General features: G+C 33.1%; 15 protein-coding genes. 12 read left to right on the top strand and 3 right to left on the bottom strand.

Annotation, left to right across the window (positions count from 1 at the left end; translation table 11 throughout):
* The first annotated feature begins 252 nt into the window (after positions 1–252).
* The 5 genes from FG27_RS16610 (at position 253) to FG27_RS19165 (ending at position 3,387) form a co-directional block, all read left to right on the top strand.
* Positions 253–1,032: an ABC transporter permease gene (locus FG27_RS16610; protein ID WP_037321103.1), complete on the top strand. Its 780-nt coding sequence runs from the start codon at positions 253–255 to the stop codon at positions 1,030–1,032.
* A 1-nt stretch (position 1,033) separates the two neighbouring features.
* Positions 1,034–1,765, top strand: a complete 732-nt coding sequence (locus FG27_RS16605) for an ABC transporter ATP-binding protein (RefSeq protein WP_037321101.1) — start codon at positions 1,034–1,036, stop codon at positions 1,763–1,765.
* A gap of 117 nt (positions 1,766–1,882) precedes the next feature.
* Positions 1,883–2,869: an MlaD family protein gene (locus tag FG27_RS16600; RefSeq protein WP_037321100.1), complete on the top strand. Its 987-nt coding sequence runs from the start codon at positions 1,883–1,885 to the stop codon at positions 2,867–2,869.
* A 14-nt stretch (positions 2,870–2,883) separates the two neighbouring features.
* A complete protein-coding gene (locus FG27_RS19170) occupies positions 2,884–3,036 on the top strand; it encodes a hypothetical protein (RefSeq protein WP_156101251.1) in 153 nt (50 codons plus the stop codon).
* Between the two features lie 195 nt (positions 3,037–3,231).
* Complete coding sequence (locus tag FG27_RS19165; RefSeq protein ID WP_156101250.1) at positions 3,232–3,387, top strand: hypothetical protein; 156 nt, start codon at positions 3,232–3,234, stop codon at positions 3,385–3,387.
* A gap of 1 nt (position 3,388) precedes the next feature.
* On the opposite strand, the gene FG27_RS16595 is transcribed toward FG27_RS19165, so the two are convergent.
* Together FG27_RS16595 and FG27_RS16590 are read right to left on the bottom strand one after the other, a co-directional pair.
* Positions 3,389–3,652 (bottom strand): zinc ribbon domain-containing protein, encoded by a 264-nt coding sequence (locus FG27_RS16595; RefSeq protein WP_037321098.1) that lies wholly within the window; start codon positions 3,650–3,652, stop codon positions 3,389–3,391.
* 60 nt (positions 3,653–3,712) lie between these two features.
* A complete protein-coding gene (locus FG27_RS16590) occupies positions 3,713–4,123 on the bottom strand; it encodes a hypothetical protein (RefSeq protein ID WP_037322413.1) in 411 nt (136 codons plus the stop codon).
* Between the two features lie 268 nt (positions 4,124–4,391).
* Here FG27_RS16590 and FG27_RS16585 point away from each other — a divergent pair, with 268 nt between their 5' ends.
* Complete coding sequence (locus tag FG27_RS16585) at positions 4,392–5,387, top strand: Crp/Fnr family transcriptional regulator (protein ID WP_051935908.1); 996 nt, start codon at positions 4,392–4,394, stop codon at positions 5,385–5,387.
* 395 nt (positions 5,388–5,782) lie between these two features.
* On the top strand, positions 5,783–6,262 hold the full coding sequence (locus FG27_RS16580) for an Hsp20/alpha crystallin family protein (RefSeq protein ID WP_037321096.1): 480 nt from the start codon (positions 5,783–5,785) through the stop codon (positions 6,260–6,262).
* Between the two features lie 110 nt (positions 6,263–6,372).
* Here FG27_RS16580 and FG27_RS16575 read toward each other — a convergent pair whose 3' ends face one another.
* Entirely contained in the window at positions 6,373–6,996 is a 624-nt protein-coding gene (locus FG27_RS16575; RefSeq protein WP_037321094.1) for a WG repeat-containing protein, read from the bottom strand.
* Between the two features lie 180 nt (positions 6,997–7,176).
* On the opposite strand from FG27_RS16575, the gene FG27_RS16570 reads away from it, so the two are divergent.
* The 5 genes from FG27_RS16570 to FG27_RS16550 all read left to right on the top strand — a co-directional run bounded on the left by FG27_RS16570 (position 7,177) and on the right by FG27_RS16550 (position 12,006).
* Positions 7,177–8,031 (top strand): universal stress protein, encoded by an 855-nt coding sequence (locus FG27_RS16570; protein WP_037321092.1) that lies wholly within the window; start codon positions 7,177–7,179, stop codon positions 8,029–8,031.
* Between the two features lie 12 nt (positions 8,032–8,043).
* Positions 8,044–8,892: a universal stress protein gene (locus tag FG27_RS16565; protein ID WP_037321089.1), complete on the top strand. Its 849-nt coding sequence runs from the start codon at positions 8,044–8,046 to the stop codon at positions 8,890–8,892.
* A gap of 2 nt (positions 8,893–8,894) precedes the next feature.
* Positions 8,895–9,728 (top strand): universal stress protein, encoded by an 834-nt coding sequence (locus FG27_RS16560; RefSeq protein WP_037321088.1) that lies wholly within the window; start codon positions 8,895–8,897, stop codon positions 9,726–9,728.
* A 63-nt stretch (positions 9,729–9,791) separates the two neighbouring features.
* On the top strand, positions 9,792–10,628 hold the full coding sequence (locus FG27_RS16555; RefSeq protein WP_037321086.1) for a restriction endonuclease: 837 nt from the start codon (positions 9,792–9,794) through the stop codon (positions 10,626–10,628).
* Between the two features lie 4 nt (positions 10,629–10,632).
* Positions 10,633–12,006 carry an MBL fold metallo-hydrolase RNA specificity domain-containing protein gene (locus FG27_RS16550; protein ID WP_037321084.1) on the top strand — a complete coding sequence of 458 codons (1,374 nt, stop codon included), beginning with the start codon at positions 10,633–10,635 and terminating at the stop codon, positions 12,004–12,006.
* Positions 12,007–12,380: the final 374 nt, after the last annotated feature.

Raw genomic sequence — 12,380 nt, 5'->3', positions numbered from 1 at the left:
TCATTTGCCATTTAAATTAACAAAATATCAGAAATACAGAGATTTACCTGCTTTTACAATTCTTAAAGATAATTTTATAAGCTTAAAATTTAACACATTTTAAATCTTAAAAATATAAAAAATCATAATATTTTAAGTATTAATAATATTATTTCATTACAAAACTCATTTTTATACAAATAGTTATGATAAACTGATATATATCATTTCTATTGAAGACCTCTAAAGCTAAATTTACTGTAATGAAGCTATATGAAATTTCTATCATCATACCATTCAAATTTAAACTCCTTTTTTATTGAAATTGGGGAAATGGGAAATTTCACCGGAAGGTATTTTCGGGAACTTTTTAGCAGGCCGTTCGAGTTTAGAGAATTCTTGAAACAATGCTACCAAATGGGCAATAAATCTTTGCTTTTAGTAGCTGTAACAGGATTTATTTTGGGACTGGTTTTTACCCTACAATCCCGGCCAACTTTAATGGAATTTGGTGCGGTTTCCTGGATGCCTTCTATGATAAGTATTTCTATTGTTAGGGAAATTGGCCCGGTAATTATCGCACTTATTTGCGCCGGAAGAATTGGTTCCAGTATTGGTGCCGAATTAGGATCTATGCGCGTTACAGAACAAATAGATGCGATGGAAGTTTCTGGAACCAATCCCTTTAAATTTCTTGTAGTTACTAGAATACTCGCGGCAACCTGTATGCTACCACTGCTGGTAATTATAGGAGATTTTGTTGCTTTATTAGGTTCTGCAATTATAGAAAATACTAAAGGTGATGTTTCTTTTACTCTTTACTTTAATCAGGTTTTTGAAGCATTGGAATTTACTGATTTAATTCCAGCAACGGTCAAGACTTTTTTCTTCGGATTTGCCATTGGCCTGGTAGGCTGCTTTAAAGGTTACAACAGTAAAAAAGGAACTGCCGGCGTTGGAAAAGCTTCAAATTCAGCGGTGGTTTTCACCTCTATGCTACTCTTTATATTAGATTTTATAGCGGTTTTCATAACTGATATTTTTTATAATTAAAATGGAAAAACAGGCGGTAATAGCTATAGAGAATTTATATAAAAGTTTTGGAGATGTTGAAGTACTAAAGAATTTCAATTTAAAACTTTTCGAAGGTGAAAACCTGGTTTTAATGGGGAAATCTGGTTCAGGAAAATCGGTTATGATTAAATGCCTGGTGGGCTTAATGGATTTTGATAAGGGAAATATAAAAGTTTTAGGAAAAGATATTTCAAAACTGAAGCAAAATGAAATGGACGAATTGCGAACCGATATAGGTTTTTTATTCCAGGGAAGTGCTTTATATGATTCTATGACGGTAAGGGAAAATCTGGAATTCCCGTTAAGAAGACATCGAAAAGACTCTGAAAAGAAAACCGAAGAATTGGTAAGAGAAGCCCTTGAAAATGTTGGCTTACCACAAACTATAGATTTAATGCCGGCTGAGCTTTCTGGAGGAATGCAGCGTAGAATTGCCCTGGCAAGGGCGCTTATTTTAAAACCAAAAATTATAGTCTATGATGAGCCAACCACCGGCCTGGATCCTATTACCGCGAAAGAAATTATTTTATTAATGATGAATATTCAGCAAAAATATGCAACCTCATCACTTATCATTACTCACGATGTAGATTGTGCCAGGGTAATTTCTAACCGAATGATCTTATTGCTGGATGGAAAAGATTATGCAGAAGGAAGTTTTAGCGAGTTAGCAGCATCAAACGATCCTAAGATTAAAGCATTTTTTAAATGATTCAATATGAATAATTGTAGCGGGAAACCAACGTAAATACCTGGGAAATACAGAATTAAAATCATAGTAAAATACCTCGTAAAATTATATCTCGACAATCAAGTAAAAGATCTAAATATGAAATCAAATTCTGGACAAAATCTAAGATTAGGAATACTCATTATATCCGGGATAATCATATTTACCCTTGGAGTTTTCTTTATTGGTAATAAGCAAAACCTGTTTGGCGATTCAATTATGATAAGTTCTGTGTTTAAGAATGTAAATGGGTTACAATCTGGTAATAACGTGCGTTATTCAGGTGTAAATGTGGGCACTGTAAAAGAGATTATATTTTTAAACGATACTGCGATTTCTGTAGATCTTCTTATAAACCGGGAAGCGGCGAATTTAATTAAATACAGCTCTGTTGCCACCATAAACTCTGACGGATTGGTGGGCAGTATGGTATTAAATATTCTTCCAAATAATAAAGTAGGCTCCAGAATCATTCGTGAAGGTGACACTCTTGAATCCCTTAGCCAGGTAGCTACGGCAGATATGCTAAATACGTTAAACCAAACCAACGAAAATGCAGCGCTTTTAACTGCGGATCTTTTAAAAATAACCAATAGTATAAATGCGGGAGAAGGCGTCTTAGGTGATTTACTTAAAGATGAAGATCTCGCAAATAATATTCAGCAAAGTGCTGAAAATTTGAATAAAACCACAAATTCGGCAAAAGCAAGTATCGCAAAATTAAATGATATTTTACATGCTATAGATTATGAAAATTCTGTAGCAGGCTTATTACTTAGTGATTCTACGGCGCAAAAGAACTTTAGTACTATCATTGAAGATTTGCAGGTTAGCTCGTCTAAAATAAAAATGATAAGTACAGATTTAGGGGAATTTTCCACCAATCTTAATTCAGAAAAAGGAGCGTTGAATTTTATACTTAAAGACACTGGTTTTGTAAAAAATATAGACCAAAGCATGCAAAATATAGAAGAAGCGAGCTTTCGTTTCAATGAAAATATGGAAGCATTAAAAAACAATATTTTATTCCGTGGTTATTTTAGAAAACAGGCTCGAGAAAAGGCACGCTTAGCGAAAGAAGACTAATTAATAAAATGCTAATGATGAAATTGGAACATCTCGGAGAGCGTATTAATGAGTATAAACTTTCTATAAAAATCGTGGTAAATAAACGTATTACGTGGGAAAGTAATACCAAGGAACTGATTATTTCTACGCTTAAGAAAGCCGAAGCCACTTATCCCGTGGGATAGAAAGTACAGGAGTTAAAATGGATTCATACCCACGAGGCGGTTAACATAACTTTTGAATCCTTTCCTATAGATCTTATTGAATTCACCAACAAAATTCCAACCTATAAATTTTTACAAGGTGGCGCGCTGGTTTTTTCCCAGCTGCATAATGGAGATATAGAAATTTTTGTCACCTTTCCCTCCTTACAGAACTGGATGCTTCCGGAGGATGAAATTGTAGAATTAGGTACTTTCCCTCCCGATTATATTACAGAAAAATTAATAGTAGAAAAGATAGATGAGTTCCTAAAGGAAATGATTAAATGGGAAGTCCCGGTTTTAAAGAATAAGATGGGTTTTAAGGCACAATAAATTAAATATTATCCATACGCCATCTTTTTAATTCCGGCAGTTTCTTTATCAGCTGTTGAGCCTCTTCCAGGCTAATATCATCATGGATTTCTGCCATTTCCAATAATTTCACTTCTAACTGATGTAAATTAAGAGATCTATCGGTGAAAGCTCCATCCTGGTAGCAATCCCGGCAGTAATCTATATTGAGCGACCTATCTCTATTTGTGCCTGAAGTGGTTTTGGTATATGGCCAACCACAACTTTGGCAAATTAGTGTTTCCATAAGCTTGAATTTTTCAGAAAAACTATTAAATTAATCTTTCCACATATAAGTTTATAAGCATTAAGCTTTGAGTACTGTTTTAAGTTTTGAAAGCATAATAAGTTCTGATTTATTTTTTCCTGCAAAGGACGCCGCGATAGCATCGGCAGTTTGCCAAATCAATTGATTTATTTCTAATGTAAATAATTGCGGATGATGCTTTTTATAATCTTTAAACTCATTAAATGCCCAATCGGCTTCTGGAGAATTCTCCTCCAGCCAATCGAATATCATTTCAATTTTAAAGGCTTCGTCAGTCCCGTATTCATCGGCAGTATTGTCTATAGGAACCCATTTCTCTTTTACTAGGTCTTTTAAGGTTTTAATTTCTTCGGCTCGCACCACTTTATCCGATGCAGCAATAGCGTAGAAAACCATTCCTATATGTTGATAGAACTCTTCGTTAAGCATCATTTTTTTAGATAATTCCATAACCATAAAATACTGCTTAAAGATAAGTCCAGGCTTACTAGTTAAAAATGATAAAAATCAGTTTTTATAGAATATTTTACGCAGTTTAAATTCATTAACAATCCTATGTATTAGAATTTTAAATAGATAAGACTTTTTTATTCGTAGGTGAGATTTAAAAAATTACTTTGTATATTTATGCTTTGTTTAATGTATTTCGTCCCTACTCCCCCCATTGGAAATACAAGCACCCCTTAAGCTCTTGTAACTAATTTTAAGAATTCCAGGAATGAAGCGTATTCTTTATATTTCAGGGGGAACCACCAATTATCTAAATCCAGCTAATCTGGCCCTGGACCATTTTGATTTACTTCAAATTAATTGTTTAAATAATTTAAAAACTTTAGCAATTGAAAAGAAACCTGGTTTATTAATTTGGGAGCGCGATACAAAAATGCTTATTAACTTTCTGAAAGTTAATTTCGCTTTTTGTTCCATCCCTCTACTCTCTATAATTAGACAATCTGAAGTTAAGAGCTGGAAACCCATCCATGTCCATCATAAACATTTGGTCGGTCCATTTTCAGAAAAACAACTTTTTGAAACAATAGAATTATTATTGAACAAACGAGGAAATTCTTCAACCTCCAGGAGTAATATTTCTAATATTGATGCTTTAAAATTATTCATTGAAGAAAATGGTGAACAAGTAAGTTTAGATAATCATAAAATAATTTTTAAAGAAAACAGGCATTGCAGCTTTATATATCTTATTAAAAAAGGGATGGTTAAAACTTCCCGAATGGACCAGCTGGGTAAAGAATTAATTACTGGAATTTATAGAAAAAATGAATTGCTGGGTTTATATGGCTTCAATAAAAACCCAACTTATCCCGAAATGGCGGCAACTTTAGAGCCCAGTAAATTATATAGAATTCTACATAAAGAATTTAGAGAAATTCTACAGGAAAATCAGAATTTAAGCCTGGATATTGCTCAAAATTTATCTGATACTGTTTTAACGCTAAAATCACAGCTTCTAGAAATGGCTTATGCCTCGGTATTAAAAAAGACTTCCAATACCATACTTCAATTTGCAGAAGAACTACAAAATCCAGATATGCAGGGCCTAAAAATTTCCCGCACAGATTTGGCAAGTATAGCAGGTATTTCTCCTGAGAGTTTTATACGTAGCCTTTCCAGCCTTAAGAAAGAAGGAATTATTGCTATTAAAGGAAAGAAGATAAATATTCTAAAACCAGATAGATTACAGGAAATAACCTAATGCTAAAAATTTGTTAAATACTGATTTCCTGACATTTGTCATTTTTATAAAACCATCTTTAGCATACATTTAAAATATCAATACATAAATATAATTTGGTTTCTATGTACTTATTAGAGTTGGAAATCAAATTTAGAAGATATCAAAGGTATTTTTTAACCTGATATACAAATTTTACTTCGAGTAAGATCACTGATATCAAGCTAGAGTTAAAGAGTAAACTTAATATCTTCTGGGAAACAGGAGGCAATGGTCTCCTGTTTCTATGTTTTACAACCTTTTCAAATTATGGGAAAATAAATATTAAATAACTGATTTTCATCATATTAAACCCCCATATTATAGATTAAATTAGATGGCTTTATTAATTATTAACCATTTAAATTTATACTATTATGTCACTCATTAAATCTAAAAACCGCAGAAATCCCACCTTAGGTAGTTCGTTCCTGGCTAACGATCCATTTTTTTCTGATCTAATGGATACCAAACGCGGAATCTTCAATCTAAATCGTTTTTTCAACGGAGATTTTGATCAGGATCTATTTCCGGCACTAAATGTTAAGAAAAAAGATAACGAATTTGAAATTGAACTTGCAGCTCCCGGACTTTCAAAAGAGGATTTTAAAATTTCTATAGAAGACGGTGTTTTATCTATTTCCGCTGAAAAAGAAAATAAGATAGAGGAAGAAAAAGAAAGTTACGTTAGGAAAGAATTTAGCTATAACAGTTTTTCCAGAAATATAAGTCTGCCCGAAGAAGTAGATATGGATAAAGAAGTTGAAGCTAAATACAAAGAGGGAATTTTAAAAATGAACCTTAAGAAGAGAAAAACAGAAAAAGCTAAAGAAACTAAAACTGTGAATGTTTCTTGATGACTCGCGATCCAATGTTCTTGAAACATTTTATAACAACACGGGCACAGCATCTCGATAGATTAACAAAAATAAAGCCGATGCAAATTTTACATCGGCTTTATTACTTTTTAAAGTTTATGAATTCGCCATTTTTTATTGGGAGCTTTAACGCTTAGTGTTTTTTCACCTAGCCATTTTGCCTCAATTTTAGGGGCTTCTCTTAATTTCTGTTTAGAAAGAGAAACCGGAAATGGGCCTTCTAAATATTTTAGTACTTCTCCTTTTTTATCAATTAACACTACATCATATTTATAAGAAATCACTCCTTTGCCTAACAATTGGTTCTTCCCAAGTCTTTCTTCTTCTAGTTTTAAAGCCAGGGCTTTGCCATTGGAGAAATTGGTAAGGTTTAAGAATTCGGGTTCAACAACGGTCTTTCCTTCGGTATTTATAAAGCCATAATAATTAACTCCATCTTGCTGCTTTCTAATAATGACTCTTTCCTCTTGAAATTTTGGATATTTTATACCGGCTACACCAATATTTCCGCTTTTGGGTTTTTCATTAGTCACAAGATCACTCCTAAGTTTAACTACCATATCACCATTAGCATCTAAAAAACCCCAACGTTCACCTTCCTTAACTGCGGTGAATCCATTTTCCTGGTTGGCTACAAAATCAAACTCCTTCTGCTGTTGTGCCATTAGCACAAAGGGAATACTTAATAAGATTCCTACTATTAAATTCTTCATTGTTATATATTTTAAAACTACTTATAAATATACCCTAATTGACTGGTTATAAATATGATACCTGTCATACTATGAAATACTTATTTCTATTATAAACACTTAAAAATCAGAAACAAACTGATTTTCCTCATAGTTTTAGCCTGCTTCTTCGGTTAATTTTATAAATCAAAGTTTCAGAAGATGAGAAAGATAATTTTACCCACAGATTTTTCGGAAAACGCATTTAATGCATTGCGGTATGCCTGCCAGCTTTTTAAGTATGAAAAGAGTGAATTAATTCTATTACACGCCTATGCCGAAAAAGTTTATACCGATGAAAGCTTGCTAAGTAGTGAATTGATGGAAGATTTAAAAGGCAGAACAAAAGAAACTGCGGAGAAGGCCTTAAAAGATCTTAGTGCCAAAATGCACGATGAGTTCTGTAATCCCCGGCATCTAATTAAATCGGTTGCTGCTTTTGGCGATCTGGTAGACGAAGTAAATAATCTGGTAAATTCAGAAAACGCCGATTTAGTGGTGATGGGTACCCGCGGTGCAACCAATGACAGGAGTCTTAGTTTTGGCAGTAATACCTTATTGGTTCTAAAATATGTTCAAAGTCCTGTTTTAGCCATTCCCGAAAATTTTAAATATGAAGAGCCCCGGGATTTTCTTTTCCCTACTAATTACTTAATCCCGTATCAAAAAAGAGAATTAAAACTTGTTGGTGAAATTGCCCGTGATTTTAAATCTAAAATTCACTTGCTTTATATCTCTAAGCATAAGGCAACTTCAGCGAGGCAAAAAGACAATTTAGAATTTTTAAAACAGCAGTTTTATAATATTAATGTACTAGATCACCAGAGCGAAGAATTACAAAAGGAAATAGCTATTGAAGAATTTATTGATTCAAAAAAAATAAACCTTCTAGTGATGGTCAATTCACGCCATACTTATCTAGAAGACATCCTGCTTACCTCAACTATAGATAAAGTAGGTTTAAAACCAAAAATTCCTTTTCTCGTTTTACAGAATTTTAACCGTGAATGCGTATAAAAATTAGAAATCATGAAAAAAATACTCTTACCCACAGATTTTTCTGAAAATGCTTATAATGCTATCGTTTATGCCGTTAAATCGCTAAAAGATGAAGAATGTACCTTTTATCTTCTCAATACCTATACGCCTGTTTTATATGATTCAGAATATATTTTATACAGTAGTACACAACCCGACCTTGGGGAAGCTTATAAAAAGAATTCGCTAAGTGGATTACGCAAAGTAGAGCGAAAAATTAATCGCGATTTTAAAAACCCTAAACATCATTTTGAAAAAATTTCTGCATTTAATCTTCTCATTGATGAAATGAAAGAACAGCTGAAATCTAAAGAAATAGACCTGGTTATAATGGGAACCCAGGGAGCAACAGGGGCTGAGGAAATTTTGATTGGTACTAATACCGTACATGCGATAAACAAGTTAAAATCTCCGTTGCTAGCCGTACCCTCAGATTATGAATATTCGCCACCGGTAAACATATTATTCCCTACAGATTTCGAACTGCATTTTAGCGCTGCACAATTAGAACCGATCTTGAATTTCGCTAAAAATCATACCTCCAAAATAAATATTTTATACGTTTACTCCGGAAACGATTTAGATGCGAAACAAGAAGATAACAAGAAAAATCTTAGTAAGATTTTAGGTGATACGTCACATCAATTCTATACTATAGAAAATAAAAGTGTACAAAAAGCTATTAAGAAGTTTCAAGATCAAAACAAAGTAGATTTACTATTTATGGTAAATAATAAACGCAATTTTTTTGAAAACCTATTCTTTAGACCAGTTGTGAATAAGATAGGATTTCACGTTAAAGTGCCATTTATGGTAATTCCATCGGGAAAATTTAACTGATTATGAAAAATATACTCCTCCCTACCGATTTTTCAGCTAACGCCTGGAAAGCTACAGTGTATGCTTTTAGTCTATTCCGAAATGAGCTGTGTAATTTTTATTTTTTGAATGCCTGCAAACCAGAATTCTATACACCAGATATTAATGGAAATAGTTTAGCACAGGCTAAAGCTGAAAATAAAATAATGATGGACAAACTTCTTAAAGAAGTTGCTATAGTCAACCAAAATCAAAATCATAGATTTAAATCCTTAATTATAGAATCCTGGCTGAATGATGCCATTGCTGAAATTCAAAACGAAATAATTTTTGATCTTATTATTATGGGTACTAAAGGCGAAACCGAACCTGATGACAGGATCTTTGGAACCAATAGTATGAATGTAATTGAAGCTGTAGATCATATGCCAGTTTTATTAATTCCAGACAATAGTGTATTTGTACCAGAGGTAAAAAAAGAGATGGTTTTTGCCACCCGTTACGATAAGTCTATTTCCGGTTTTGAGATTGAATTTTTAATGGATATGGCTAAAAAATTTAAAGCCAGTATTAGGATTCTCTACATTCAGGATACCGATAAGCTAACTGAAGAGCAGGAAACCAGGAAAGAAGAACTACATGAATATTTTAAAGATATTTCGCATAGCTTTCATACGCTTACCAATATTGAGGTTACTAAGGGAATCCACAGTTTTATTCAAAGCAGGGATAGTGATGTTTTGGTTTTGAATCATAAAAAAAGAGGATTTTTCAAAAATCTTTTTTATAAATCACTATTGAAAGAATTAGGTAAGAAACCCCAAATTCCTATGCTCTTTTTGCCATCTAAAACTTAAAATAAAAGTAACTTGATACAAGTCTAAGTATTCTATTAAAAAAATTTAGCTAAATCAATAAATATGGATATTTCCAATCTAAAAGTCATAAAAGCTTCAGGTGAGAAAGCTCAGTTTTCTTTGGAGAGGGTGGCAGAATCTTTAAAGCGATCTGGCGCTACTGAAGAACTGATCCAAAAAACACTTCAAAAGTTAAAAACAGAGCTTTATGATGGGATTTCTACTAAAGAGATATATAACCGGGCTTTTAGTTTATTGAAGGAAGGAAACAAAACCAGTGCTTCTAAATATAAATTAAAGACCGCTATTTATGAACTGGGACCAACAGGTTTTCCGTTTGAAAAATTTATTGCTGCGCTTTTGAGTCATAGTGGTTATGAAACTGAAACTGGGAAAACTTACCAGGGGAAATGCGTAACCCATGAAATTGATGTTGAAGCAAAAACTGAAGAAAAATTAGTGCTTATAGAGTGTAAATTTCATAATGCAGGAAGAAATTGCGATGTGAAAATTCCGCTTTATATAGATTCAAGATTTCGGGATATTAAAAACTTCAGAAAAAATGGGGAAAATAAACGTGACTTTGAAGAAGGTTGGGTAGTGACCAACACCAGGTTCACTTCTGATGCTATTAAATATAGTAAATGTGCCAATTTAAAACTGCTAAGTTGGGATTATCCTAAAGGTGAAGGCATTAAAGATAAAATAGATCAATTAGGATTGTATCCAATTACCGTTTCTACACTACTTTCAGAAAGGGAAAAGAACTTTTTCCTTAGTCGGGATGTAGTTTTATGCCAGGAACTTATAAATGATACTTTTTACCTGGATCATCTAGGAATAAATAATCCGCGTAAAAAAAGAATACTTTCAGAAATGAAAGAACTTTGTAAACATTGATCAAATGGAAAATAAAGTGAAAATTCATTTTTTAGGAGCTGCCGGTACCGTTACCGGGTCTAAATTTCTCCTGGAAACACCAGAGCTAAATATCTTAATAGACTGCGGACTTTTCCAGGGTATTAAAAGTTTACGCGAACTCAATTGGAAAGATTTTCCATTTGATCCTTCAGCAATAGACCTTATTTTACTTACCCACGGGCATCTTGATCATACCGGTTACTTACCTCGTTTAGTTAAACAAGGTTATAAAAATCCAATTATAAGCACACCTCCAAGTTTAGGAATTGCCGGAGTGATCTTAAAAGATAGCGCTAAGATACAGGAAGAAGATGCCGAGAGAGCTAACAAAGAAGAATACAGCAAGCATAAACTAGCATTGCCTTTATATACTAGCAGTGATACCGAAAAAACAATTGGTTTGTTTAAAAGTATAAAACTGAATGAGTGGTATCAAATTTCAGAAAATATAAAATATCGCTACCAAACCAACGGCCATATTTTAGGTTCGGCATTTATTGAATTAGATATTTATGAAAAGCGCTTTGTATTTTCTGGAGATATTGGTAGAAAACAAGATGTACTGCTGGAATCACCAAAAAAACCTGAATGGGCAGATTATCTTTTCCTGGAAAGCACTTATGGCGATCGGCTTCATCCCGAAGATGATTCAGATGAAATTCTTACGGAAGCTATTATAAATACCCTGAATCAAAAGGGAAATCTTATTATTCCCAGTTTTGCCGTAGAGCGTTTACAAGGAATTATGTACAAACTCTATCTTCTAATTAAAAGAAATAAAATTCCTGAAATTCCTATTTATATTGATAGCCCAATGGGGAATGAAGTTTTGAGTTTATTTGAAGGATTTAGCAAATGGCATAAATTGGATCCAGCTGAATTTAGAAAAATGCTTTCTTATTTTAATATTATCACTTCGTACGGGGATACCTGGAAAACCATAGATGAAAACCGTCCCAAAGTAGTTATTGCCGGTAGCGGAATGGTTACTGGAGGAAGGGTACTCACCTATTTGCGATATTTAATAGATAAACCCGAAACCACAGTATTATTGGTAGGATATCAGGCTGAAGGAACCCGGGGCCGGCAATTAGAAAATGGAGCTTCAGAAGTGAAGATTTTTGGGAAGTATTGCCCGGTAAAGGCTAAAATACTTAAAATAGAAAGCCTTTCTGCGCACGCCGATCAGCAGGAATTACTGGACTGGCTTTCGGAAATTAAAAACATTCCAGAGAAAGTTTTTTTAATTCACGGGGAACCAACAGCTTTAGATTCTTTAAGGGTAAAAATTAAAGATTTGTATAAATCAGAAGTTATTATCCCTGCTCTTAATGAAATAATAAGCCTGAAGCCATAAATTCCCGATTTTTCAACGAAAACCTTTTCGTTAATTATGACTTGTGTTTTCCTGCAATTATGGCAGCAAAATGTCAGTATTTCCAAGGAATATCTTCAAATTATAATTCTTCTTTTTTTATTATTCACTCCAATCTTACTTCATCTTAATCCAGGTTTTAATAATTTTTAACGTTTTTGATAGATTCCATTATACCAAAAGCTAAAATTAAATTATCTTTTAACTGCCATATAGTATGGCTTTACCTCCCTTACAAGAATATAACAAATAAAATTTAACCAGGGTTTTTAGATTAGTTTAACCTTAAATTTTATTAGATGAGACAAAAATAATTTAATTTGAACCTGGCTTATGGATATTGAAGGTTGGTTTGG

The organism is Salegentibacter sp. Hel_I_6 (assembly GCF_000745315.1).
Classification (GTDB): domain Bacteria; phylum Bacteroidota; class Bacteroidia; order Flavobacteriales; family Flavobacteriaceae; genus Salegentibacter.
The sequence above is the reverse complement of the archived record's forward strand: the minus strand, read 5'-3'. Positions and strand labels throughout refer to the sequence as shown.

Bases quoted from the DNA above. Each gene is read 5' to 3' on its own strand.
- FG27_RS16610 (WP_037321103.1), top strand. From the start codon at position 253: ATGAAATTTCTATCATCATACCATTCAAATTTAAACTCCTTTTTTATT.
- FG27_RS16605 (WP_037321101.1), top strand. From the start codon at position 1,034: ATGGAAAAACAGGCGGTAATAGCTATAGAGAATTTATATAAAAGTTTT.
- FG27_RS16600 (WP_037321100.1), top strand. From the start codon at position 1,883: ATGAAATCAAATTCTGGACAAAATCTAAGATTAGGAATACTCATTATA.
- FG27_RS19170 (WP_156101251.1), top strand. From the start codon at position 2,884: ATGATGAAATTGGAACATCTCGGAGAGCGTATTAATGAGTATAAACTT.
- FG27_RS19165 (WP_156101250.1), top strand. From the start codon at position 3,232: ATGCTTCCGGAGGATGAAATTGTAGAATTAGGTACTTTCCCTCCCGAT.
- FG27_RS16595 (WP_037321098.1), bottom strand. From the start codon at position 3,652: ATGGAAACACTAATTTGCCAAAGTTGTGGTTGGCCATATACCAAAACC.
- FG27_RS16590 (WP_037322413.1), bottom strand. From the start codon at position 4,123: ATGGAATTATCTAAAAAAATGATGCTTAACGAAGAGTTCTATCAACAT.
- FG27_RS16585 (WP_051935908.1), top strand. From the start codon at position 4,392: ATGAAGCGTATTCTTTATATTTCAGGGGGAACCACCAATTATCTAAAT.
- FG27_RS16580 (WP_037321096.1), top strand. From the start codon at position 5,783: ATGTCACTCATTAAATCTAAAAACCGCAGAAATCCCACCTTAGGTAGT.
- FG27_RS16575 (WP_037321094.1), bottom strand. From the start codon at position 6,996: ATGAAGAATTTAATAGTAGGAATCTTATTAAGTATTCCCTTTGTGCTA.
- FG27_RS16570 (WP_037321092.1), top strand. From the start codon at position 7,177: ATGAGAAAGATAATTTTACCCACAGATTTTTCGGAAAACGCATTTAAT.
- FG27_RS16565 (WP_037321089.1), top strand. From the start codon at position 8,044: ATGAAAAAAATACTCTTACCCACAGATTTTTCTGAAAATGCTTATAAT.
- FG27_RS16560 (WP_037321088.1), top strand. From the start codon at position 8,895: ATGAAAAATATACTCCTCCCTACCGATTTTTCAGCTAACGCCTGGAAA.
- FG27_RS16555 (WP_037321086.1), top strand. From the start codon at position 9,792: ATGGATATTTCCAATCTAAAAGTCATAAAAGCTTCAGGTGAGAAAGCT.
- FG27_RS16550 (WP_037321084.1), top strand. From the start codon at position 10,633: ATGGAAAATAAAGTGAAAATTCATTTTTTAGGAGCTGCCGGTACCGTT.